At 60.9% G+C, this 24,885-nt stretch carries 19 protein-coding genes and 1 pseudogene; 10 read left to right on the plus strand and 10 right to left on the minus strand.

Features of this window, described 5'->3' with window-relative positions:
- Window positions 1–119 precede the first annotated feature (119 nt).
- The 3 genes from icmH to tssJ form a co-directional block, all read right to left on the minus strand.
- Complete coding sequence (gene icmH / locus FRZ40_RS43165) at window positions 120–902, minus strand: type IVB secretion system protein IcmH/DotU (RefSeq protein ID WP_147238348.1); 783 nt, start codon at window positions 900–902, stop codon at window positions 120–122.
- Window positions 899–2,242, minus strand: coding sequence for a type VI secretion system baseplate subunit TssK (tssK, locus tag FRZ40_RS43170; RefSeq protein WP_028368760.1), 1,344 nt, complete (start codon window positions 2,240–2,242; stop codon window positions 899–901). The genes icmH and tssK overlap by 4 nt, the downstream gene beginning before the upstream one ends.
- Before the next feature lie 123 nt (window positions 2,243–2,365).
- On the minus strand, window positions 2,366–2,992 hold the full coding sequence (gene tssJ, locus FRZ40_RS43175; protein ID WP_147238349.1) for a type VI secretion system lipoprotein TssJ: 627 nt from the start codon (window positions 2,990–2,992) through the stop codon (window positions 2,366–2,368).
- A gap of 349 nt (window positions 2,993–3,341) precedes the next feature.
- Here tssJ and FRZ40_RS43180 point away from each other — a divergent pair, with 349 nt between their 5' ends.
- From FRZ40_RS43180 to tssA, 9 genes are all read left to right on the plus strand, one after another.
- Window positions 3,342–4,022, plus strand: a complete 681-nt coding sequence (locus FRZ40_RS43180) for a tetratricopeptide repeat protein (protein WP_147238350.1) — start codon at window positions 3,342–3,344, stop codon at window positions 4,020–4,022.
- 40 nt (window positions 4,023–4,062) lie between these two features.
- On the plus strand, window positions 4,063–4,596 hold the full coding sequence (gene tssB, locus FRZ40_RS43185) for a type VI secretion system contractile sheath small subunit (protein ID WP_147238351.1): 534 nt from the start codon (window positions 4,063–4,065) through the stop codon (window positions 4,594–4,596).
- Window positions 4,597–4,620: 24 nt separating this feature from the next.
- Entirely contained in the window at window positions 4,621–6,108 is a 1,488-nt protein-coding gene (tssC, locus tag FRZ40_RS43190; RefSeq protein ID WP_028368756.1) for a type VI secretion system contractile sheath large subunit, read from the plus strand.
- A 74-nt stretch (window positions 6,109–6,182) separates the two neighbouring features.
- Window positions 6,183–6,686 carry an Hcp family type VI secretion system effector gene (locus FRZ40_RS43195; RefSeq protein WP_028368755.1) on the plus strand — a complete coding sequence of 168 codons (504 nt, stop codon included), beginning with the start codon at window positions 6,183–6,185 and terminating at the stop codon, window positions 6,684–6,686.
- A 74-nt stretch (window positions 6,687–6,760) separates the two neighbouring features.
- Window positions 6,761–7,240 (plus strand): type VI secretion system baseplate subunit TssE, encoded by a 480-nt coding sequence (tssE, locus tag FRZ40_RS43200; protein ID WP_028368754.1) that lies wholly within the window; start codon window positions 6,761–6,763, stop codon window positions 7,238–7,240.
- Between the two features lie 55 nt (window positions 7,241–7,295).
- Window positions 7,296–9,134: a type VI secretion system baseplate subunit TssF gene (gene tssF / locus FRZ40_RS43205; RefSeq protein WP_147238352.1), complete on the plus strand. Its 1,839-nt coding sequence runs from the start codon at window positions 7,296–7,298 to the stop codon at window positions 9,132–9,134.
- Complete coding sequence (gene tssG / locus FRZ40_RS43210; protein ID WP_147238353.1) at window positions 9,098–10,183, plus strand: type VI secretion system baseplate subunit TssG; 1,086 nt, start codon at window positions 9,098–9,100, stop codon at window positions 10,181–10,183. The genes tssF and tssG overlap by 37 nt, the downstream gene beginning before the upstream one ends.
- A gap of 40 nt (window positions 10,184–10,223) precedes the next feature.
- The gene (gene tssH, locus FRZ40_RS43215; protein ID WP_147238354.1) at window positions 10,224–12,875 is read left to right on the plus strand and encodes a type VI secretion system ATPase TssH; all 2,652 of its coding nucleotides are present in this window, start codon (window positions 10,224–10,226) and stop codon (window positions 12,873–12,875) included.
- A gap of 13 nt (window positions 12,876–12,888) precedes the next feature.
- Window positions 12,889–14,019 (plus strand): type VI secretion system protein TssA, encoded by a 1,131-nt coding sequence (gene tssA / locus FRZ40_RS43220; protein WP_147238355.1) that lies wholly within the window; start codon window positions 12,889–12,891, stop codon window positions 14,017–14,019.
- 41 nt (window positions 14,020–14,060) lie between these two features.
- Here the strand turns inward: tssA and FRZ40_RS43225 are convergent, their stop codons facing one another.
- From FRZ40_RS43225 to FRZ40_RS43240, 4 genes and pseudogenes are all read right to left on the minus strand, one after another.
- Window positions 14,061–14,999 (minus strand): OmpA family protein, encoded by a 939-nt coding sequence (locus FRZ40_RS43225; RefSeq protein ID WP_420873949.1) that lies wholly within the window; start codon window positions 14,997–14,999, stop codon window positions 14,061–14,063.
- 10 nt (window positions 15,000–15,009) lie between these two features.
- Window positions 15,010–15,999 carry a type VI secretion system-associated protein TagF gene (gene tagF, locus FRZ40_RS43230; RefSeq protein WP_147238357.1) on the minus strand — a complete coding sequence of 330 codons (990 nt, stop codon included), beginning with the start codon at window positions 15,997–15,999 and terminating at the stop codon, window positions 15,010–15,012.
- Window positions 15,996–19,853, minus strand: a complete 3,858-nt coding sequence (tssM, locus tag FRZ40_RS43235; RefSeq protein ID WP_147238358.1) for a type VI secretion system membrane subunit TssM — start codon at window positions 19,851–19,853, stop codon at window positions 15,996–15,998. The genes tagF and tssM overlap by 4 nt, the downstream gene beginning before the upstream one ends.
- 167 nt (window positions 19,854–20,020) lie before the next feature.
- A pseudogene (locus FRZ40_RS43240) lies at window positions 20,021–20,862 on the minus strand (M15 family metallopeptidase).
- A gap of 127 nt (window positions 20,863–20,989) precedes the next feature.
- Between FRZ40_RS43240 and FRZ40_RS43245 the strand changes: the two are divergent.
- On the plus strand, window positions 20,990–21,922 hold the full coding sequence (locus tag FRZ40_RS43245) for a hypothetical protein (RefSeq protein ID WP_147238359.1): 933 nt from the start codon (window positions 20,990–20,992) through the stop codon (window positions 21,920–21,922).
- Window positions 21,923–21,975: 53 nt separating this feature from the next.
- Here FRZ40_RS43245 and FRZ40_RS43250 read toward each other — a convergent pair whose 3' ends face one another.
- From FRZ40_RS43250 to FRZ40_RS43260, 3 genes are all read right to left on the minus strand, one after another.
- Window positions 21,976–22,242: a hypothetical protein gene (locus tag FRZ40_RS43250; protein WP_028368745.1), complete on the minus strand. Its 267-nt coding sequence runs from the start codon at window positions 22,240–22,242 to the stop codon at window positions 21,976–21,978.
- A 229-nt stretch (window positions 22,243–22,471) separates the two neighbouring features.
- Window positions 22,472–24,538, minus strand: coding sequence for a phosphocholine-specific phospholipase C (locus FRZ40_RS43255; RefSeq protein ID WP_147238589.1), 2,067 nt, complete (start codon window positions 24,536–24,538; stop codon window positions 22,472–22,474).
- A 129-nt stretch (window positions 24,539–24,667) separates the two neighbouring features.
- Window positions 24,668–24,868, minus strand: coding sequence for a hypothetical protein (locus FRZ40_RS43260; RefSeq protein ID WP_147238360.1), 201 nt, complete (start codon window positions 24,866–24,868; stop codon window positions 24,668–24,670).
- Window positions 24,869–24,885 lie beyond the last annotated feature (17 nt).

A 24,885-nucleotide genomic window follows, 5' to 3' on the forward strand; every position in this document is an offset into this window, starting at 1 on the left:
TAGTCGGCGTGCGCCATGCGAAGGGAAACGCATTCACGCCTTGCGTCGCGCACCTGGCGTACCGTGATCCGCAAGAAGCGTAACCAGAAGGAGCGCGCCCGCAAATGGCGCGTCAAACATCAAGGCAGCGAAATAGTCAGATTCGCCGATTGCGGACCGAGCCGGATGACTTGCGAGTAAGGCGCGAGCGTGCGCAGCGTCGCGTCTTTCAGATACGTGTTGAGCCCAAGGAACGCGACGAGCCCGACGAGCGCGAACACGGCACCGATCGTCCACAGCGGCACTTCGCGCTTCAGCCGGTGCGCGATCTGATCGGGCAGCGACCAGTGCGGCGCAAACGGCGCGCGTTTGCCCTTCATGTGCGCAATCTCATCGCCGAGACGTGCGGTCAGATAGGCGAGCTTCTCCGGCCCTTCGAGCAGATATTTGCCCTGAAAACCGAGCAGCAGGCACATATGAAACACCTCGAGCGACTGCAGGCGCGCAGCGCCTTGCGCGCGGCATTCTTCCAGATGCTGGAAGAATTTCTCGCCCGCAAGCTGTTCGCCGAACAGCGCAAGTTGCAGCGGGCGGCGTTCCCACTCCGTACGAATCGAAAATGGCGACGACAGCACCAGTTCGTCGACAGCGGCGCAGAACGCGAACCTGGCCGCGTAGGCATCTTCTGCCGCGACGGCGAGCTTCTTCGCACCGCGCTCGAAATCGTTCAGGAACTGCTGGATGCGGCTCATGAACTCCCCGGCATTGCCCGGCTCGCGGCCGTTCTTGAGCAGGAACAGCATGAAAAAGCCGTCGTACAGCAGGTCGAGCAGCGAGCGAACCTGATAGCTCGGCTGCAACGCAGACGGCGGCGTCGCGGACGGCTGCGTGCTGGTATCGAACAGCGAAGGGGCGTAGCTCATGGTGTGACCGCGATCAGTTCGAGTTTGAGATCGTTGAGTCCCGACGGCGCATAGATCATCGTCGAACGGGCCTGCAACATGCGCTCATAGAGCGCGCCGCGTGCTTCCAGCGAGAAGTAGCAGGCGCCCGGCCGCACGGGAATCGCAGGCGGCACCTGTGGCGTGTACGCGAGCCGCACGCCCGGCATGGCGGAGAGGACGAGCTTGTCAACGTCGTCGGGGGCGCCCACTTTGAAACGCGCGGGCACCGCTTCGACCAGTTCGACAGCAGGCATGTCCGCCGACACGGCAAGGAAGAACTGCGTCTTGTCGTCGATCTTGCCGGAGTCGAGGCGACCCGCATGGAACGAGGGGCGCACTTCTTCGAGTGCAATCGCGAAGTAGCGCGTCGAGATCACCGTCTCGAGCAGGTCGCGCAACATGCTGTCGAGACGCGCGAAGCCCGGACCGGGATCGTCGTGTCGATAGGCGGGCAGATCGGCGAGCGCATAACCCTTCGAGAACGTCATCAGCTGACCCGCGAGCCGCAGCAGTTCCTGAAACAGCCGTTCGGGATGCAGCGCCGAATGCTGATACAGATGCGCGAGCGCGGCGAATGCGGCGCTTGCCGTATGCAGCAGCCAGAACGATGCAATATCGCCGGAGCGGAATTCGATGATGTTCTTCGTCGGCTCGCGATGAAAGCCGTAGAGCGCATTGACCTTTGCCTGCAACGCGTCGATCAGTTGACGCAGCCGTTGATGCAAGAGCGGCGACGCGTCGATCGCCAGACACGGCGGCACGAACGATTCGTCGAGTTCGAAACCGGACGTCGCCGTGCGGCGCACGCGCACGAGCGGCACCGAGAGCAGCTGGTCGCGCGGTTCGCTATGCGCGATCAGCTTCACGCTCGTCTTGAGAAAGGTGATGTCGGCTTCGGCGGCGTCGGTGAAATGATCGGGCACGACGCCCTGCTTGCTGACGTAGCGCGACACGAAACCGTCGGCTTCCGTCGCATAGTTCTGACCTGTTTCGCGCACGGGATGCAGCGCCAGGTAAAACGTGAATTCGTTGATGCCGTCAGGCAGCGTGTCGAGCGCGACGGGCGGCGGCAGGTCGTCGGCCTGAGGCGCGGCATAGAGCGCGCCGTCTGGAAACACGAGCGACAGTTCGCTCACGCGCAGCACATTGCTGCCGAGCGCATCGCGGTCGAAGCGCACGGAACGCACGCCCCAGTTGTATGGCTGAATGGCCTGGATCGATTCGAACAGGCGCGCCTCGTGGTACGCGTCCTGTCGCTGGAAATGCTGCGGCCTCAGGAAAAGACCTTCCCCCCAGAGCACCTTTGCGGAATAACTCATCGCGAACCTGTCTTTATGCGAATTACATCTTTAGACGCCCGGATGACAGTGTCTTATTAGACTGTCATTCGGATTTTTACCGCACGTCATTGTTAATTGTTAAATGACATTTAAACGTCATGTTTAACCGCAACTTACCGACGACAGCAAATTCAACGGCTGTACAGGCAATCCCTGTTCGGGCGGTATGACGGTTCCGTTTGTCACCGTCATTGCACAGTTATGCAGCCCGATCATTATGCCGGATTTCTCTGACTTTCCCGGATCGAACGCGAACTTCCAGCGCTGCATTGCCGGATCGCGGAATAGCGCGACGATACCGAACGCCTGCGCCTCGCGCGAGACTTTTTCAGTGACGTTATAGCGCTGGCCCGGAATAAGCGTCACTTCTCGCACACCTAGCAGATCGCCGCCCAATGTGCTCTTCTCTTTGGTGGGATCGGTAAAGGTATCGAAAGGCGCTTGTTGAAAAGAAGTGGGGTCTTTCAGCGTATAGAGACGTACGACGAGTGCGAGCGGCCGCCTGTCGTTTGCGGCATTCAGATTGGGCGCGGCATAAAGTGTTAAACCGATATTGCGCGGCGGCTTTTGCGAATCCGGCACGTCGGGTTTGCCGATGCCGGCGGCCTGCAAGGCCGACGAGGCGGCCGCGCCGAGCACGCTGACGCCCGCGGCGCAGCCCCCGAGCAATGCGCTTCCAGCCATGCTCAATACGATTAGCGATGCAACCCGGATAGCACGCGTATTCATTATGTATAGACCGGTATTCAAGCCGGCCGTCCCGTCGAATTGTCAATTAAAACGGCTGATAAGTGGTTCGTTTTCACCCTGCGCATGCCGGATTGCAAGCGGTGATTCAGGTGTCGGCGCCTGGTCGATTCAGGAAAATATTGCCGCATGATTCATGCGTGATGAATTGGTTGTGGCAATAAATTACCGGTCTGGTTGGGGATATTGTATTGACGTGTTCTCCGAGTTTTTCTTCGGAAGATGAAAGTTGAATTAATAAAAATTGGCCTGTACTATACGCGCGCACTTAGTGCAAAGCAAAACCCGTTTTCTTCATGAATTATAAAATTCGCACGGCGGTGAAACAAAGATGAAAAATCGGCTCTTTACCAGTCTTTCTGGGGCGGTGCTGGTATGCGGCATGATTGCCGGATGCGCCACGCAGGGAAACTCCACTCCGCCGACGCCTGAAGCATTTAATAAGGCGCTCAGCGACGCAGATACCGTAGCGAAGAATGGCGATCAGGACCGCGCCGTCGCGCTTTATCAGCAATTAGCCAAAACCGATCCGACACGTGAAGAGCCGTGGTCGCGCATTGCGCAGATCCAGTTCGCGCAAGGTCATTACGGTCAGGCCATCGTTGCCGCGCAGGAAGCATTGCAACGCGATCAGACCGATCGCCAGGCGAAGAGCGTGCTGGCCGTCGCGGGTTTGCGCGTCGCTACGCAATCGCTCGGGGAGTTGCGTCAGGATGCGGCCCTCGCCGGTGACGCAAAGTCGGACGCGCAGACGCTTGCGAAGCAGCTGCGCGACACGCTTGGCGAAGCGACGCTGTTCCCGCCCGAAGCGAACGACAAGCCGGCCGTGAAGAAGCGCCGCGTCGTCCGCCACGTCGCCAAACAGGCGCCGAAGGCAAACGATTCCGCGGACACGAACGCTGCCGCGCCCGCCGCAACGGCCCCCGCACAAGCGCCTGCCGGACCGTCCGTTGCGCCCGCCAAGGCGGCGCAAAGCGGCGGCGCATCCGATCCCTTCAGCGCACTGCGCTGATATCAGGCTGGTCTGAACCACACGCACCCGGGAGCCGTCGATGGCCAAGAAAGAAAGTATTCAAAAGCGCTTGCAGAAAGTGCGGCCGCCGCGCGTTCAACTGACCTATGAGGTCGAGCGCGGCGATGCGATCGAAGTGAAGGAACTGCCGTTCGTCGTCGGCGTGGTGGCCGATCTCGCCGGTCAATCGGAAATCGAGCAGCCGAAGCTGCGCGATCGCAAGTTCGTCAATATCGACCGCGACAATTTCGACGACGTGATGAAAGCGATCGAACCGCGCGCGGCATTTCAGGTGGAGAACCGCCTGAGCGATGCAGGGGGCAAGTTCGGCGTCGATCTGCGCTTCCGTTCGATGGCCGACTTCAATCCCGATGAAGTGGTCGAGCAGATCGAACCGTTGCGCCGTCTTCTCGAAGCGCGCTCGAAGCTCGCCGACCTGCGCAACAAGCTGGCTGGCAACGACAAGCTCGAAGACCTGCTCGGCGAAGTGCTGAAGAACACGCAGCAATTGCAGGCGCTTGCGGGAACCACGCAGAGCACGGACGGCGGCGACGCGCCTGACGAGAACAAGTAAGCCTCACGAGGCACCGGGGGTAACATGAATCAGCAAGCGGCTGCAGCCCAATATTCCGACGCGCAGGCAAGCGAAGGCGCATCGCTTCTCGACGAAATCGTCGAGAAGAGCAAGGTAGCGAAGTCCGAGTCCGAACATGCGCGCGCGAAAGATCTGATCGGCGAACTCGTGAATCAGGTGCTCGACGGCACGGTGATCGTATCGGACAACCTGTCGGCGACCATCGATGCGCGCGTCGCCGAACTCGACCGCCTCATTTCCGATCAGTTGAGCGCCGTAATGCATGCGCCTGAATTCCAGCGCATGGAAAGCACGTGGCGCGGGCTCGACTATCTGTGCAAGGAAAGCAATACGGGTTCGACGATCAGGATCAAGGCGCTGCACGCGCCGAAGCGCGACCTCGTGCGCGACTTCAAGACGGCGATCGAATTCGATCAGAGCGCGCTCTTCAAGAAGGTCTATGAAGAAGAGTTCGGCACCTTCGGCGGTTCGCCGTTCGGCACGCTGATCGGCGATTTCGAAGTGACGCGCCAGCCGGAAGACATGTATTTCATCGAGCAGATGTCGCACGTCGCGGCAGCCGCCCATGCGCCATTCATCGCGTCGGCGTCGCCGGAACTGCTCGGGCTCGAAACCTTCGCCGATCTCGGCAAGCCACGCGATCTCGGCAAGGTGTTCGACACCGTCGAATACGCCAAGTGGAAGTCGTTCCGCGACGCAGAAGACTCGCGTTACGTGGGCCTGACGTTGCCGCGCTTTCTCGGCCGTCTGCCGTTCAATCCAAAAGACGGCGCAACGGCCGAAGGCTTCAATTTCGTCGAAGACGTGGACGGAACCGATCACAGCAAGTACCTGTGGTGCAACGCGGCGTGGGCATTCGCTGCGCGCCTCACAGCGGCATTCGACGACTTCGGGTGGTGCGCTGCGATTCGTGGCGTGGAAGGCGGCGGTCTGGTCGAAGATCTGCCTACTCACACGTTCAAGACCGACGACGGCGAAATCGCGCTGAAATGTCCGACTGAAATTGCGATCACCGACCGCCGCGAAAAAGAACTGAGCGACCTCGGTTTTATTCCGCTCGTCCATTGCAAGAACTCCGACTACGCTGCGTTCTTCGCCGCGCAGTCCGTACAGAAGCCGAAAAAATACAATACCGATAGCGCGAATGCGAACTCCGTGTTGTCCGCGCAATTGCAGTACATCTTCTCGGTATCGCGCGTTGCGCACTATCTGAAAGCGATGATGCGCGACAAGATCGGCAGCTTTGCGTCGGCGCAAAACGTCGAAGTGTTTCTGAACCGCTGGATCTCGCAATACGTGCTGCTCGACGATAACGCGACCCAGGAACAGAAGGCGCAGTTCCCGCTGCGCGAGGCCTCGATTCAGGTCGCCGAAATTCCGGGCAAACCCGGCTCGTATCGTTCGGTCGCTTTCCTGCGTCCGCACTTCCAGCTGGATGAGCTTTCCATTTCGCTGCGGCTTGTTGCGGATCTGCCGAAGCCGGCAAATTGATAAACGCAGTCAGTACACCCGGGTAGGCCGCCCGGGTGACTGTTAAAACCACCTCTTTGGGGAGTCGAGTAATTATGAAGGACATCTACTTAAAGTTCGGAAATCCTGCAATCAAGGGCGAGTCCGCCGACAAGGACCACCAAGGCTGGATCGAAATCGATTCGTGGACGCATGCAATCACGCAGCCGCGTTCGGCGACGGCATCGACGGCGGGCGGTCACACGTCGGAGCGTTGCGAGCACGCCGACATGGCGTTCACGAAGGACATCGACGTCGTGAGCCCGCTGCTGTACCAGCACGCTTCGGGCGGCACGACTTTCGACGAAGTGACGATCGACTTCATGCGTTCGGATGGCGAGGGCAATCGCATCAAGTACCTCGAAGTGAAACTCAAGTACGTGATCATTTCGAGCATTACGCCGAGCGTTATTGGTGAAGGCCTGCCTAGCGAAGCATTCTCGCTGAAGTACGCTGCCGTGCAATGGAAGTACACGCAGCAGAAGATCGGCGGCAATCAGGGCGGCAATGCGCAGGGCGCATGGAGCCTGACGAAGAACGACAAGACGTACGCGGTCTGATGACGGCGGGTCCGTGCGCGGCCATGTGCGCGGACCTGTTATCGCAGACGCATTGAGGTCGCCCGATTCAGTTCATGAAGCGATTCGAACCCAGTTTCTTCGACAAGCTGTTCGACGACGAACCGCATCTGCCGGCGCCCGCCGCGATGCGGCAATTGTCGCTGGAAGAATTGAAGTCGAATGTCGCGCGCGATGTCGAGGCGATCCTCAATACGCGTATCGCGTTGACGGACGCCGAACTCGCCGCGTTGCCGGAGTGCCAGCGCTCGGTGCTCACGTATGGCCTGAACGACTTTTCGGGTTTGAGTCTCGCGAGTCACTACGATCGCATGTTCATCTGCAAGTCGATCCAGCAGGCGATCGGGCGGCACGAGCCGCGTTTGCAGCAGGTCGCGGTGACGCTCGAATTGAACGAGCAGTCGACCAATGCGCTGTACTTTGCGATCCAGGCTTTGCTGGTCGTGCATCCGGCGGAAGAGCCGGTGAGTTTCGACGCGATGCTGCATCCGTCGACTTTGCAATACTCGGTGACGCGCGCACGCGCGAAGCTGTGATACCGCGCGCCTGCTTGCAGGCCGAAGCGGAAAGATCTGGCTCGGGGATGGAGTAATGGAAGAACTGCTGCCGTATTACGAGCGAGAGCTGTCGTTTTTGCGGCGTTATTCGCGCGATTTCGCCGAGCGCTATCCGAAGATCGCCGCGCGTCTCGCGATGACGGGCGAGCATTGTGAAGATCCGCATGTCGAGCGGATGATCGAGTCGTTTGCGCTATTGGGCGCACGCATCAACAAGAAGCTTGACGACGACTACCCCGAATTCACCGAAGCGCTTTTCGAAGTGCTTTATCCGCATTATCTGCGGCCGTTTCCATCCTGTTCGATTGCGCAGTTTGGCGTGTCGAGCGGTATCAGCAATCTCACGCAACCGGCGACCGTCGAGCGCGGCACCGAACTCAAGTCGCGTCCTGTTCGCGGCGTGCAATGCCGTTTCCGCACGGCCTATGACGTCACGCTTGCGCCCATCCGAATTTCCGAAGCGAAGTACACGTCGGTTGCAATGGCGCCCAGCGCGACCGTGCTGCCCGCCAACGCGACGGGCATGCTGTCGATCACGATCGAATCGACTGCGCCGCAACTCGATCTCGGCGCGCTGAAGCTGAGTACTTTGCGCGCGCATCTGCACGGCGAGCAATCGTTCGTTGCGGCACTGTCCGACTGCCTGTTCATGCATGCGCTGGCGGCGTACGTCGAACCCGAACGCAATGGCGTGTGGAAGGCACTCAAAGTCATTCCGGTCGAACAGGCAGGCTTCGACGACCAGGATGCATTGATCGACTATCCGGCGAAGTCGCATCCAGCTTATAGACTGTTGACCGAGTACTTTGCGTTTCCGGACAAGTTCAGTTTCGCCGATTTCAATCTCGCTTCGATGCTGCGTGCAAGCGGCCGTTGTCAGCGCATCACGTTGCATGTCGTGCTAAGAGACGTGCGCAGCGATTCGAACATCGCTCGCCTGCTCGATGCAATGTCGGCGCAGCATCTGCGGCTTTTCTGCACGCCCGTCGTGAATCTTTTCCGGCAGCACGGCGAGCCGATCCGCGTCAGTCATCAGGCTGTTTCGTATCCCGTGGTGGCCGAAGCGCGCCGCGCATTCGCGTACGAGGTTTATTCCATCGATTCGGTGAAGCTCGTGCGTCAGCAGGCGCAGGGCGAGTCGGTGACAGAGTTTCGCCCGTTCTATTCGCTGCATCACGGCGAGACGGCTCACGCGGGCCATTACTGGTTTGCGCGCCGCAACGACTGGGTCGCGCAAAAGAGTCCCGGATACGAGACGGAAATCTCCATCGTCGATATCGACTTCGAACCGGCCGCACCGCAAACGGATACGCTGAGCGTCGACCTTACGTGCACGAACCGGGATCTGCCTGCGCAGCTTGCGGCAGGTCTGGAAGGCGGCGACCTGTTCCTCGAAGGCGGCTCGCTCGCAAGCACGCTGACGCTATTGCGCAGACCCACGCGAAGCGTCCGCTTCGAACGGGGCCGCTCCGCGCACTGGCGTCTGATTTCGCATCTTGCGCTGAATCACGTGTCGCTGGCGGGCAGCGGGCTCGCCGCGCTCAAGGAAATGCTCGCGTTGTATGACTTGCGGCGCACGGCGGTGTCGGCGCGTCATGTCGACGGGATTGCCGGCATCGATCAGCGCGCGGCCGTGCAGTGGTTGCCGGGCAATCCGTTCGCGACGTTCGTGCGTGGCGTCGAAGTGCGTTTGACCGTCGATGAAGAGCATTTTGTGGGCGCGAGTCTCGCTTCGTTCGTCGGCGTGATCGATCGCTTCTTTGGGCTGTACGTGCATCTGAACAGCTTTGTGCAACTGGTCGTCGTGTCGAAGCGCACGGGCGAGGAGATCTTGCGATGCAAACCGCGCAGCGGCGAATCGATCCTGGTGTAGTCGAGCAGTTGCTCGACGAGCCGCACCGCTTCGAATTCTTTCAGGCGGTGCGCTTGCTCGAAAAGTGGTTCGGACAGAACCCATCCCAGCGTCCTGGCGACGTCGTCGCGCAACGCATGACGTTTCGCACGACGCTGTCGCTCGCCTTTCCGCCGAGCGAAATTCACGGCGCCGTGTCGTACGGCGAAGACGGCAGCGCGTTAAAGGACAAGGCTCAACGCACGGCGGCGCTCGCGGACGACACGATCGACAAGGTCGACCTGACACCCGCATTCTTCGGCTTGCTGGGCGGTCAGGGCGCACTGCCGCTGAACTATACCGAGCAGTTGATCAATCGCGAACAGCTGACGCGCGATCGAGCCGCACGCGAGTTTTTCGATATCTTTTCGAATCGCGCAACGGCGCTCTTCTATGCGGCATGGAAGAAGTACCGCTTGCCGTTTCACTATGAACTGGATCGCGATGAACGCTATTTGCCGTTGTTGCTGTCGCTCGCAGGTGTCGCAGATGCCGACACGCGCACGAGTCTGCAACGCGGCGAAGGCGCGCTATTCGACGAAGCGATCGCGGGCCACGCACTCGCTGCGCGTCATCGGCCCGTGTCGGCTGCGTATCTGCAGCGCAATCTGTCCGAGTACTTCGGTGTGCCCGTTCAGGTCGAGCAATTCGTCGGCAAATGGTACGACGTGCCGCACGATCAGTTGACAGTGCTCGGCAGCGTCAACGCAACGCTCGGCGCAACGGCATTGGCGGGCACGCGTGTCTGGCAGCGTGACCTGCGCGTGCGCCTGCTGATCGGTCCGCTCACGAAGGCCGACTATGAGGCGTTCCTGCCGGGCGCGGAACGGGCAATCGCGCTGGAGCGCATGCTGACTTTGCTGGCGGGCGTCACGCTCGAATACGAAGTCAAGCTGAAGCTGCGCCACGAGGACGTCGGACCCAGCATTCTCGGCAAGGGCTCGCGTCTCGGCTGGGACGCGTTCCTTTGCACGCACGAGGTGGTCGAGGATCGTGCGGATGCCCGCTACGAACTGCACGTGATTCACTGACGGCCACACAGAACCACACGAAAACATCGGACAGTACGCCATGAGCACGCCATTGAAGACCCTGATCGCCAAACTCAACCCGACGTGCCGTCTGGCAACCGAGCAGGCCGCGAGCCGCTGCCTGTCGCGCGGCCACTACGAGGTCGATCTGGAGCATCTGTTCGGCGCCTTGCTCGACGAAGCCGCAACCGACGTGCCGCTCGTGTTGCGCGCGAGCGGCATCGATCTCCATGCGCTGCGCAGCGATCTCGAACACGAACTGGAACGCCTGAAAACGGGTAATACGCGCACGCCCGTTTTCTCGGTGCATCTGATCGCGCTGTTCGAGCAGGCGTGGCTGATTGCTTCGCTCGATTCGCAGATTGCGCGTATCCGATCGGGGCATCTGTTGCTTGCCCTGCTGAGCGAGCCGGATCTCGCACAATTCGCGCAGCGTATGTCGCCGCTCTTTGCACAGGTGCGCGTCACCGAGTTGAAGCACAAATTCGATGAGCTGACGCAGGGCTCGCGTGAGAGCGAGGCGACGACGTCGACAGAAAGCGCCGAGTCTGCCGATCACAGCGCGCGCGTCGATGCACCGTCGAAAACGTCTGCGCTCGACACGTACACGACCAACCTCACGCAACGCGCACGCGACGGTCGCATCGATCCCGTGATCGGCCGCGAAGCGGAAATCCGCCAGACGATCGATATCCTGATGCGTCGCCGCCAGAACAATCCGATCATGACGGGTGAAGCGGGCGTCGGCAAAACGGCTGTCGTCGAAGGGCTCGCGCTGCGCATCGCCGTCGACGACGTGCCGCCGCCTCTGCGCGGCGTCGCGCTGCATGTGCTCGACATGGGGCTGTTGCAGGCGGGCGCGAGCGTGAAGGGTGAGTTCGAGAATCGCCTGAAGAGCGTGATCGGCGAAGTAAAGAAGAGCGCGCATCCCATCATCCTTTTTATCGACGAAGCGCATACGATCATCGGCGCGGGCGGCACGGCTGGCCAGAACGATGCGGCGAACCTGCTGAAACCGGCGCTCGCGCGGGGCGAGTTGCGCACGATTGCGGCGACGACATGGAGCGAATACAAGAAGTACTTCGAGAAAGATGCGGCGCTTGCGCGGCGCTTCCAGGTCGTGAAGATCGAAGAGCCGGGTGAGGCGCTGGCAGCGGCGATGTTGCGCGGCATGGCGGCGCTGATGGAGAAGCACTTCAACGTCCGCATTCTCGATCAGGCCATTACGGAAGCGGTGCGGCTGTCGCATCGCTATATCAGCGGACGTCAGTTGCCGGACAAGGCGATCAGCGTGCTCGACACCGCTTGCGCGAAGGTCGCGCTTGCGCAAAGCGCAACGCCCGCGGCCATCGACGACACCAGCAGGCGGATCGAACGCATCGATGCAGAGATTGCCGCATTGGAGCGCGAAGCGGCGAGCGGCGCAACGCACGATGAGCGGTTGACAGAACTGCGCGAGCAACGCGCGACCGGGATCGAGCGGCTCGAACATGATCAGACGCGATACGAAAAGGAGCGTGCGATCGTTGGCGAAATCGTGGCGTTGCGCGAACAGATCGACGCGTCGCGTGATGGCAAGGGCAATGCCGATGAAATCGCCAGTGCGCGCGAAGCGCTTGAACGCCGTGTGGCGGAACTCGCAGAATTGCAGACATCCACGCCGATGGTGCCGTTGCAGGTGGACGCGCATGTCGTCGCTGAAATCGTCGCGTCATGGACGGGCATTCCGCTGGGCCGCATGGTGAAGGACGAATTGCGCACCGTGCTGAATCTTCAACCGCTTTTGACGGCGCGCGTGATCGGCCAGGATCATGCGCTCGAAGCGATTGCACAGCGTGTGCGTACTGCAAGCGCGAATCTCGAAGACCCGAACAAGCCGCGCGGCGTATTCATGTTCGTCGGGCCATCGGGTGTAGGCAAGACGGAAACGGCACTCGCGCTGGCCGACATTCTTTACGGCGGCGAGCGCAAGATGATCACGATCAACATGAGCGAATATCAGGAAGCGCACAGCGTATCGGGACTCAAGGGTTCGCCGCCGGGTTATGTCGGTTACGGCGAAGGCGGTGTGCTGACGGAAGCGGTGCGGCGCAATCCTTATTCCGTCGTGCTGCTCGATGAAGTGGAAAAGGCGCATCCGGATGTGCTGGAAATGTTTTTCCAGGTGTTCGACAAAGGCACGATGGACGATGCCGAAGGACGCGAGATCGACTTCCGCAATACGCTGATCATCCTGACATCGAATGTCGGTTCTTCTGCCGTGATGCAGGCGTGCCTGAACAAGAGCGCTGAAGAACTGCCCGGCGCCGACGCGCTCGCGGAGATGCTGCGTCCGCAGTTGTACAAGGCGTTCAAGCCCGCGTTTCTGGGCCGTATGAAAGTGGTGCCGTATTACCCGATCTCGGACGACGTGCTCGCCGAGATCATCGAACTCAAACTCGAACGCATCCAGCGCCGTATCGAGGCGAATCACAAGGCTCGCTTCGAGTGGGATGAATCGCTGGTCGATGCCGTGCTCGCGCGTTGCACCGAAGTGGATTCCGGCGCGCGCAATGTCGATCACATTCTGAACGGGACGCTGCTGCCGGAGATCGCCCAGCAAGTGCTGGAACGAATCGCGGATGGCGCGCCCATCAAGCGGATCGGCGCACGCGCGACGGAAGCGGGCGAGTTCGACTACACCGTTGCCTGAGATGCCTGAGAACATGCCGACTAATTTCACCACGTTGCTTGAACCTATCACGGAAGCCTTGCCGTGCGGCGAAGACCTGCTGTTCTCGGCGGAATTCGATGCGATCCAGCACGCCCGCCGCTTCGACGATGCCTCGCTGGATCAGGGCGAATGGGTGACGGAGATCAAGGAAGCCGACTGGTCTTTCGTCATCGAGCAATGCACGACGCTGCTGAAAACGCAGACCAAGGATCTGCGGCTCGCCGCCTGGCTCACCGAGGCGCTCGCGATCGAAGAGGGCGCAGTCGGGTTGACGCAAGGCTATTCGCTGCTGGCGGGCTTGTGCGAACGCTATTGGGAGAGCGTGCATCCCCTCGTCGATGGCGACGATGCGGAGTACCGGCTCGGCAATATCGGCTGGCTGGTGGTGCGCACGGCGGAGTTGCTGCGCGCGCTGCCCGTCACGCAGGCACCGGGCAGTTCGTTCAGCACGCTCGATTGGGACGTGGCCACGCATGTCGCGCAGGCGGTCAGGCGCGACCCCGAGCATGCGGACGATATTGCGCGCGGCAAGCCGTCGAACGAACAGATCGAGATGTCCAAACGTTCGACGCAGCCCGCGTTCTACACGGTTCTGCTTGCCGATCTGCGCGCATTCGAAGCGGCGATGCGTTCGCTCGAAAGCGAACTGGAGCGTCACGCGGGCGACGCCGCGCCGAGTTTCCGCCAGGCGAAGGAGGCCTACGAAGCCGTGTATCGGCTTGCCGAACGCTTCGCCAAAGACGTCGGTGCGAATACAGCGAGTACACGGTCGCCCGCCGCCGAACCGCAAGAACAACAACCCTCTGCCGAAGAACGCAGCGAGCCTTCGTTCAGGACGCCGCCGCAGCTCGAGGAGCCGCCGTTGCCCATGCCGACTACGACCGTGTCCAATCTGACGCCAGGCGTCATTCAAACCCGCGCACAGGCCGTTGCGCAACTGCGTGCCGTCGCGCGCTTCTTTCGACATACGGAACCGCACAGCCCCGCCGCCTATCTCGCGGACAAGGCTGCCGAATGGGCCGACATGCCGCTGCACCAGTGGCTTGCGACCGTCGTCAAGGACGACGGCTCGCTTGCGCATATCCGCGAAATGCTGGGCGTGAAGCCCGACGAGAACAGCTAGAAACCCGACGCGCGCGCTGCCAGCAAACAGCGCGCATGGGATCAGGAACCCGCGCGGAATTCGATGCGCCGGTTGCGCGCACGGCCATCGGCCGTATCGTTCGTCGCGATCGGCTGATCGGGTCCGACACCGAGCGTCGACAGCTGTTGAGGCGAAAGGCCTTTCGCCACGAGGTAACCTTTCACGGCATCCGCGCGCGCCTGGCTCAGCGCGATATTCGACGTGCGATTGCCCGACGTATCCGTGTGTCCGATGATGGCGACCTGCCTGGTCGTCATCTTTGTGAGTACGGACGCCATCTGATCGAGAATCGCGCGGCCCTGCGGCGTCAACGTCGCGCTGCCCGTTTCGAATTCGATCGTGCGATTGGCGAGCGTCTGATCGAGCAGACCCTGTTCGGACGCGCTGACCCGCAACGCGTTTCTGATCGTATAGGTCGGGTTCAGCGCGTTCGCCATATCGCTGGCCAGCTGCTGGCGCTGCGCTTCATTGCGCACTTCGCCCTTCACTTCGATCGACGTGCCGTCGATCTTCAACTGCCCCTTGCTGATCTGCTTGAGTTCCGGGCCGATCAGCTTCTGCACGTTCGTGCTCCAGTTCGGCGGCGTCGCTACATCGCCAATCTCGATCTGATCGACGACATTCGCCGCGCCATACGTGTCGCGCAAACGCGCGAGCACGGCGGCCTTGGTCGCTTCGTCGGGCAGCTTGCCGCCCACCACCACCTGGCCCGGCGTTGCGTTCGCGGCAGGCGGCGCTGACGTGACGGCGCCCGTTGCAGCAGGCGCCGACGCGTTGGACAGAGAAGCGGGCACAGAAGCGGGCACAGAAGCGGGCGCGCCCAGCACCGTCGTACGGATCCTGTTGCCGCTGTTATCGACAGGCGTGACGTTCGTGGGGCCCGCGTTGTCTGCAAACGCCGTGATGCTGACCGACGCGGCGAGCAGTGCCGCGCCGAGCAGAGGAAGCTTCAATTGCATCGTCATGGTCTTACGCTCCTGCAAACGCTTCGCGGAACGTGTCGATGCTGACGCGTAGCGACAGTTGCGGTTGATCGAGGTAACTGACGAGCTTGCTGATGCCATGATCGTTGTGTGCGTGTTCGTCGATCCATTCGGGATCGTCGATATCGATGTTGTGCTGCGCGTACGCTTGCGGATCGACGACACTGTGCAGCGTTTTCGCTGATGCGCCGTTGAAGCCGATCACGAGACGTTCGCGTTGCGCGATCGTGCCGATGAAAATGGCCAGTTCGAAGTCGGCATGCGCGACGAAGGGTGCGATCAGTTCGAGCCAGAAGGCCGCGACGAGCGTGCGATAGAACGGGTCGTTCGGCAACGGCAACGTGAGACCGCGTTCGAGATGCGATGTTCCGCTCGTCATCACAGGGCGCAGCAACGAACCGAGCGCGAGCATCGCGCCGCGCAGCCGCACGGGATGCCCGTTCGCGAGCAGCATCTGTTCGAGACCCGACAGCGTCTGATGCTCGACGAAATCGTTGAACGTGCCGTCGTGCGGATTGCCGGGTCCGGCAATTTCGATGGGCACCTGCGTTTCCCCGAGCGCCTGCAACGCGCCCGCCGGTTCCGTCGAATCGAGCAGCGGCTTCATCTGTGCGGCGACGCGCGACCACAAACGCGCAAAGGCGAGCGGACTGCGCGCGAAGAACGCGAGCGGCCGGTCCACTTCGAGCGCGGTCGCGACGAGAAACGGAAAGCGGCGCGCCGACTGATCCTGGCTCGCGACCATATGCCCCGCAATCGCCAGCTTGCTGCGCGAGCCGAGAAACGCGAAGTGCATCGGCTTCGCGCTTTCGTAGACGATTTTCCAGCGCGGATCTTCGGCGAGCAGTTCCATTGCCTGCGCGATCCAGCGGTCGAGCGTTTGCAGCAGTTGCGGATTGTGCGCGCTCTTCACGAAGTCGCCGCGCGACGGAATCTTGCCGAAGTAGGCGATTTGCGCCTGCACGGTCTGGCTCATTGCGCGCTCCCGTTGTTGTTGGCGGCGACGGCAGCCGTGGCCGTTTGCGACGTGACAGCCGGCGTCGAAGCCGCAGCGGCAGCCGTGCCCGCAGCCGTGCCCACATCGGCGATCGACGAAGGCAGCTTCAGGCCGCGCAGCGATTGTTGTTGAGGTGCATCGCCGCTGGCCGTTGCCTGCGATGTGCTGATGATGCGCATGCTCACTGCGACGCTCACGCTGCCTTGCGTCCATTCGAGATCGAACGTGCCATCCGGACGGCGCTTGCGCTGCGCCGAGTTGATGAGTTTCTCGAGACCGTAGCGGCCCGGTTCGTTGACGAGCTGGATCGTCCGGCCGTCGAAGGTCGTTGCCGACAGCGTTGCGCCAGGCGAGCCCGACGGATTCGGCCACACGAAGTTCGTCCATTGCGGTGGCGTGTTGCGATAGCGCAGCTGCTGGCCGTCGATGGCAATCGTGTACTCGGTCGTGCCGCTGCTCGGCTGCGGCAGGATCTGGAACACGGTCTGCGGTTCGGACGAAGCCTGTGCGCCACCCGCTGCGCCGCCTGCAAGCGGCGCGACCCAGCGCGCGAAGCCGTTCGTGAAGTCCGGCGTCAGCGCGAGGCCCATATCGCCCCACGTGCGGGCCGTGAGCGTGTCGCCGCGGCGCACCGCGAGCGGTCCGAGCGTGGAGCCGACGAACTTCGCGACGGCGCCATCCGGTCCGAAGATCTGCGCGATTTCGCTTGCGCCCGCTTCGACCTTCGCGTCGCCCGCGAACGGATACTTGCTGGCGAGCGACGCCTGGAACGGCTGATACACCTGCGCGTTCCACACCTTGTTGACTTCGGCGCTGGCGGGCTGGATCACGACGGCATACGCCTGCATCAGCGGACGCACGAGCAGCGGACGCAGGGCTTTGCGCTGCGCGTCCGTGAGGCCCGTGAGCATCTGTTCGTCGACGTACTTGAGCGAATCGGCGAGTTCGGAGCCGTTGCCGTCGAGCGTCTGCTGCATCAGCTGACGCGCGCCCGGTCCCGGATCGCCCTGATTCTTCAGCACGTTGAAGCGCGTGCGCACCTTCGACAGCGAGTCCATATAGCCGCGCAGCAGCGACACGTCGCCATTCTTTACGACGATGCGCGCGAGCCCCGCGAAGTCCGCGCCGACGGGGCCCATCGGCAGATCGACGGGCTTGCCGTTGATGTCGATGTTCGCATTCACCTGCGATGCCGGCGTGCGCGAGAACCACTGCTTGACCCAGTTCACGACGCCGCCTTGCGCGCTCTTCAATGCGACGTTCGCGAGCGACGGGTTGTCCCACGAGGTCTGTTCGTACGCGGTTTCGAGCACTTTGCGGATCGGCGAATCTTGCGGATCGCCGAGACGGTTCATCGCATCTACGGCCTGATTGAAATTGCCGAAGCTCTGCACCGCGATGCCTTGCATGAATTTCTGCCAGTGCTGCGCATACTCGGTCTTGTACATGCCGACGAGCGCCTTCTGGATCTGCTCGGGGCTGCCTTCGAGCGTGAGATCGTCGCGTGCGGAAGTGTTGAGCACCCAGTCCTTCGCTTGCAGTTCTTTGGTCGCGGCATCGCGGATCGCGGGCTGCACGTACTGGAACCACGCATCGCGCGTGAAGGTGCCGGGAATCGCATAGCTGCCCGCGATCACGCCCGCGTTGTTGTCGCCGACGATACGCGCGATCGTCATCGGCGCAAAGCGCGTCGACGCGCGTGCCTTGATCTCTTCGTACACGCGCTGACGTGCGGGCATGCCGCGCACGACGCGGCGCAGGTTGTCGCGTGTCTGATCGACGAGCGACAGATTCGCGTCGATCATCGGCCAGTCGTCGTCGCTGACGCGCGACAGGTAGAACGTGATCATTCGCTCGGCGCTCTTGATCATCTCGTCGCGTGGCATGTTGCCGCGATTCTGTTCGAGCCAGCCGCGCCAGAAGCGTGCAACCTGGTCCGTCAGGTGCGCGGTTTCGACGTGACGCTTGTCGGACAGCATCAGGTAGGTCTTCAAGGCGTTATATGCGTCCTCGACATTGGTCGGCGATGCATCGCTATAGAGGCCGCCCTGGGCCGCCGGGGTCATCGCCGTGTGCGCGGAAACAGGGATCGCGCCGGAGTCGGGCGCGTGCGTCATCGGCGCGAGCTGGTCGGGGTGCGCGTCGACGTCCTTGAGGAACGACGCGAGGCTCTGCGAAACGGGCGTCAGCATGATCTGCCTGATGCCGTTGTAGTACTCGGTCAACAGCCGCTGTTCGAGACGGTCGCCCTGATATAGACCCAGCGACACCGACAGCGGCCGCTCGCGGCGGAATTGTTCGAGTTGCTCGATGCGGTCTTCGAGCACGTCCATCGCTTGCAGGCGCGATTGCAGGTCGTTGCGGCCCTGCTGCATGCGCACGACGTTATCGAGGTCGGCCTGCACGTTGGCGGCGAGCTGCTGGTTGCCGATCGTCGACCACGTCCAGCCGCCCAGCGCGAGCGCGAGAATCACGACGAAGCCGAAGAACGTCGCGACACGCAAACGCGCCTTGGCGGGACTCGCGAATTGCCGCACCGTCTGACGGTCCGCGAAAATGACCTTCGAAAACAGATCGCGCAGGAAGAAGCCGTTCTTCGAGAACGCGCTTTGTGGCTTCGGCAACGCGTCCGAACTGAGGCCGAAGCGATTCGCGATGCGCTGCGCAGCGGCGCTGTTCGTTTCGCCTTCCTGCAATGCGCTGGTGAAATAGAAGCCGCGAAAGATCGGCTTGTACTGGAAGGGGTTGTTCTCGAACAGGGTGGCAATGAAGGCGCGCAGCGACGGCTTGATCGTCGAGAATTCGAGCGGGAAGCTCAGCTGGCCCGGCGAGAGCCGGTTGCCGCGGCTGATGGACAGTTGCGCGACGCTGATCTCTTTGAGCCCTTCGTAGAGGTCTTCGAAATGCTGATCGAAAAGCGCAACCACGTCGCGCTTCTCATCGGGCTGATAGGGCAGGGTAGCGCCCCACACGCGGTCGTATTCGTGACGCTCGTTGCCGCTGAAGAATTCCGTGAAGCCCGTGATCAGGTCGGCCTTCGTGAACATCACGTACACGGGCGCGAACACTTCGAGTTTTTCGGTCAGTTCCTGCACGCGTTGGCGCAGGTTCTTCGCGAGATTGATCGCGAACTCCGGCTTGCTGCCCGTCAGTTCCGCAATGCTCGCTGTGACGATGATCCCGTTGATGGGCGCTTTCGGACGAAAACGTTTGAGCAGGCCGAGAAAGCCGAGCCATTCGGTGCGGTCTTCTTCATGGACCGAATAGCGGCCCGCCGTGTCGAGCAGAATGCCTTCCGTCGTGAAGAACCAGTCGCAGTTGCGCGTGCCGCCGATTCCATGCACGACGGCGTCGTTCTTGTCCGCAAACGGAAATTGCAGGCCCGAGTTGAGCACAGCGCTGCTCTTGCCTGCGGCCGGGTTGCCGATCACGATGTACCAGGGCAGTTCGTAGAGTGCGGAGCCGCCCGACGTCTGGCCGATCTTCGATGTCTTGATGGTCTTCACGGCATCGACGAGACGCGTGCGCAGCACGTCGAGATCCGCCTGACGCGTGGGCGCGGCGGGGGTAGACGCGGTAACGGCCGCATCGTTGCCGACCTGCGCCTGCTGTTCGAGCATCTCGCCGAGCTTGCTGTTCGCGCGGCGAATGCGGATGCGTTTGACAATCCATGCGACGATCAGTAACGCGACCAGCAAGCCGACCGCAATGGCCGGCCAAACGGGATCGATCTGGAAGAAGTCTGCGGCGACGAACAGTACGGCCGCGAGCGCGAGCACGCCGACCATGGTCAGTGTGCGTCGGGAGGTCAACCCGTTGAGGAAGCGTTGCATAAGCCTGTCAGGTCTTGATGATAGGAATAGCGTGTTAAAGACGTCTAATGCGGCGCAATCAGCTTTTAACGGTCAATTGACCGGCCGTTTCAATGCGTCATGGATAAAAATTGAATGCCCGTATTTCGCGCGATTCGCGGCGGTCCAAAAGCTGGATTTAACATTTATCAATTACGGCCGAGCACGAAACCGGGCTTGTGGTATTCGACGTGTCCAAGATCCATCATTTTCCATCGTCCGCCCCATGTCAGACCCACTTGTTCGGCGACTTGCCCGTATAGCTGATAGCCGCGCATGGCCCAAGGGTCTTTTTCGGAAATGACGATCTTGCCGTCGCGCAAAAAGGCATTGTCGGCCGCCAGACCGTATTGATGATAGCTTTGGAACGCAGCGGCATTTGTGACATTGCTACCCATTTGCGCCAGGCGGTTTTGGCGTTCCGGACTCCGGTAACCTTCCAGTAAAGCCATTTCGTATCCGTATTGCTCGCGCATGATTTTATAAACGAGCAATAGACGCGTTCGGAAATCCGCATCGAGCAGGTTCCAGTCGCGGCTGGCGTCCTTGAGCGCCGGCCTGATCTGCTCGACCTCTTGCGTGGCAAAGGCTTCGGGCGGCAACGGCGGAGGCGGCACGAGCTGTTCGCCATTCAGCAATTGGGCGATTTTTCGTCCGGTGACCTCGAAATGTCATCGAACTGGAATAACTGTTTGCCGCGCAATGCAATGGCGGCTAATGGCGGCGCCGCAAGAATACCTGCCGTCGTTAAAATCAGCAAGCGCCGCCGGGCAAGTAAGTTTTGCATATCGGCTAATGCCGTTTGAGACATTTTTGCCGAATAGCTTAATTGTGCTTTCGCCTTCAATGCGCTATTCGATGCGTGTTGCATGAAGCGCGCATGAAAACTGGCTATACCGCCGAAAATTGTTAAACGGACAGGCGGTAATAGAGCGATTGCTGCAATCAGAACAGCAACGGCGAAATAAGCGAGGAGGGCAACGGCAATCAAAGGAAAGACCCCGGAAATTCTCAGCAATTGTTTTTTGTAATGCTTGCTCTTAGAATCAGGCGTGCCCCGGAAAGGGGCTTTTACACATTACCGTCGCAGATATTAACCAGATTTGAAGAGACAGTGAATGAGTGCGCCTGAATCGAACTCGAAAGTTCCGCCAAGTCTGCTGTCCGGGCCGGCTAAAGACGGGCAAGCGGGCGGTTCACGCATTCTTGCCAATCTGGAAGGACGCGTCGATCCCTCCGCGAACCCGAAGCCAAAGCGTTCGCGAACACTGCCCTTGGCGATCGCGGCACTGGTGATCGTGGCAGGCAGCGTCGGTGCTTATCAGATGCAGCATCGTTCTGCCCGTACGGACACGCAGAAAGAGGCGGCGAATGGCGCATCGACTGTCATTACGTCGAGCGTGAAGCTTGCCAGCGGTGTGACGGCAAGCGCGTCTGCTGCATCGGCTGCGGCACCCGCAACGATCATCGCGGATGACGACGTCAGCAAGGACACGCAACGCGCGCAAGCATCGAACGACGATGGCAGCCGTCTGTCGCGCGCGTTGGCGGACGGAGCGGGGGCGCCGGATGAAGCGTCGTCGGCGGCTATCGTGTCGAACGCAAAAGCTGATGGCACAACGAAGCCCGCGAGTGCGGCGAGCGCGAAGCATGTGGAGGCCGCGTCGAAAACGGAGCACGGCAAACACGACAAGCGACAGCTCGCTGAAGAGCGGCACGCGAAGGAAAGCAAAACGGCCGTGGCGTCGCGCGCGAAAAAGCAGAACAGCAAGCAGGATGCAAAGGACGATTCCGATGCCGATCTGCTGGCGGCACTCGTTGCCCGCACGAAACCGGCTGCCGCCAAAGGCGATAAACCGGCGGAAGCGCAGGCTGCATCGAAGAAGGTCAGTGCGACAGGCAACTCGACAGCGACGCTCGCCGAACGCATCAACGAATGCGGCCAGCACGGGTTCTTCGAGGAACAACTGTGCCGCTGGCGCGTTTGCGACGGACACTGGGGTAAAGACCCGCACTGTCCCGCAGCGTCGGCTCAGGCTCGACAACCCTGAGCCCGCGGTTTTCGTCGTTCCCGGCGCCCTGAAAGCGGCGTCAGCTTACGCTGTCAGAGCCCGTGCGCCTTCCGCAACCGGGCGCCTGTTTCCAGACGTTGTCTGGTTGGGCGGACATGAAATGCCGCGGCAACGACGAAGAGAATTCCCGCTACAGGCCACATGTAGATGGCAGCGGCGAAGCCGACCCAACACGCATATTCAGGTGGGTAGGCGGCGAGCGCCCATAAAAAGCATGCAACTGGCAACATCAGGATGGACAGAGCCGTCCAGTTAAGAAAAGCTGCGACTGTCGCTTTCTTGTGCGTTTCAGATTGCATGCCTGGCTCCATTAGGAATGGCACTGAGACATAGCGTCGCACACTCGTCATTTCACGAATACTTGGTAATATCCCTGACATAGGGCCGTGCTTGGGCGTGCTCGTCAGCAGCTCTGCAGTATCGCTTTGCAACATCATTCGAGCCGTTTCACAACGGCCAGTTCTTTCGCCGTCCTGCAAACACGACGCTCAACCCGTTACAGCTCGCCACATCGTGCGACTCACCGACTCACGCGGCCGCAGGATCGCTGACAAGATCACGGCCGGTCTCGATGCGGCCAGCCAGGCGCCGCAGGAATGCAGGTTGTCCAGCCACCGTTACGGAGAAGTCGTACCAGTTGCCGCTTGCGGAAACACGCCAACGGGTCTGTATTTCCCCGCCGGCAGGAACCGGAAATGTCCACGGACCATCCTGGTGATAGGCATTCGCGGTGACGAGAAATGTGCACGCCGTCTTGCCTGTATTTATCAATCGCAGGCAGAGCTCATTGCTCGATCTGTCGTATGTGGCCTTGATCTCAAGATGCGCTGTCGACGTTCCCGACGCAGTGGAGACGTCGCCTGCAAATGTGCGCAGATAACCATTTGGGCCGCGTAACGCGAGATGGTATCGAGTGCCTATCATCCTGGCATGTCCCCACTCGTCGGATAGCGTGGTGCCGGGCGCGAGTGCATAGCGACTCGGTGGATTGGTCCGGGTCCGAAGATCGTAGACGGACAACGGAACGCCATTCGGCCCGGCGTTGCGCATCACAAGACGAAGCGTTCCGTTACGCGCGTCCACGTGAGCATTCGCCTCGATATCGTAGGGCAAGGCTCGTGACGCGCGGATGCCTCGTTCCTGCCGCGGCATCGATTGCATTGCGGGCACAGTCGGTTCAGGCAGTGAACTGCACTGGCGGTTGGCATCCGCTATGTACGTGCCTGTGTCGGGCAGTGACGGCCAGGCTGCGTCCCGAGTCCTGAAGTCGAACGCCGACATGAGGTCGCCGCATACCGCGCGACGCCATGCGCTGATGTTCGGGCAGTGAATGCCAAAGCGCCGCTCGATGAACTGGATGACCGACGTGTGATCGAAGATCTCGGAGCATACGTAGCCGCCTTTCGACCACGGCGAAACGACCGTCATCGGCACCCGGAAACCGAGGCCTAGCGGCAGTCCTTCGTAGATTTCTCCCGTCGTAGCGATCGTGGTTGCGCCGTCGCTATTCGCGGCGGGTGGAGTCGGCGGCGGCTCGTGATCGAAGTAGCCGCCCTGCTCGTCGTAATTCAGCAGGAAGACAGTCTTCGACCACACATCGGGATTCGCGACAAGCGCCGCGAGCAGGCGCGCAGTGAGGTCTTCACCCGCCTGCGGATGGTAGCTGGCGTGTTCCGACAACGCCGCCGGTGCGATGATCCACGATACTTGCGGCAAAGAACGGGCGGCGACGTCGGCAGCGAAGGCGCGGACGACGTCGTCCACTCTCGCCATGCCTTTGCGGTACAGTGCGCTCGATAACGACGCAGACCGGAAACTTCGAAACAGCGCAAGCGCGTTATCGTCGAAGTTGTCTGCCTGCTGATACACGCGCCAGCTTATGCCGGCTAGCTCGAGCGTTTCGGCGACAGTCGGCCACGCGAAGCCAGCAGTGGGTTCGACATTGTCGAGTACCGGTAAGAAACCGGCAGACAGGCCGCTGCTGCCGCTAAAGAGATGCAGACGATTCGGGTTGGTCTGCGTGAAAGTCGACGCATAGTACTGGTCGCAAATCGTGAAAGCGTCGGCGAGTGCATAGTAGAACGGCAAATCGCTCCGATCGAAATAACTCATTCCGAGTCCCGCGAAACGGACTTTGTTCCATTCGTCACATCGACCCTGATTCCACATGGCAATGTCGACGGGGTAGTTCATCGAAGGCGCCCGCGCGCAGGTCGCGCGCGTGAGGGCAGTGTCTGCGTGGAACGGCAGGATATGGCCGGTGTCCGTGGGCTGCATCCATACGGGATTGCCATTCGGCAGCACGATGGCCATACGGTCGTTGAATCCCCGCACGCCGCGAAGTGTTCCGAAGTAGTGATCGAATGACCGGTTCTCTTGCGTAAAGATGACGATATGCGCGACGTCGTTGAACGTGCCCGTCAAATTCGACGGACGCGTCGCGAGTGCTTCGCGAATGAGCCTTGGCATCACCGCCGCGGTTGCCGAGGCGCCGAGCGCACCCACAGCCCTCCGCAGAAATGCGCGACGTCCTCCTCGGCCTGCGTTTTGGCCTGCAACGTACGCGTCGGGAAGAGTTTTGCGAATCATTGTCATCGCCGCGATGGCTGTCGGATGCGTTGCCTGTGTAAGACGCAAGACATATGGATCCGACATGATCAAAACGATTTCGTTGGCAATGCTACATGACGGTGCTTAACGAAACATTAAGGCCAGGCCAGTTCGCTACGGCATCTTCATGTCATTGCGATGAATCGGGCAATCAGATTGGCTACCTTTCAAAGTGAATCGAATCAGGCTGACGGTTGAAAGCTGCGGTAACGCTGCGTAACAGTGGCTTAACGTTTTCTTCAGATTGAGTCCCTTACGATCGCGTGGATCGGGCTCAATCTTTTGCAGCCGCCCGATGCCGTCAATGAAGATCATGTGTCGAGCGGTCGACA

Source organism: Paraburkholderia azotifigens (genome assembly GCF_007995085.1).
Lineage (GTDB): Bacteria > Pseudomonadota > Gammaproteobacteria > Burkholderiales > Burkholderiaceae > Paraburkholderia > Paraburkholderia azotifigens.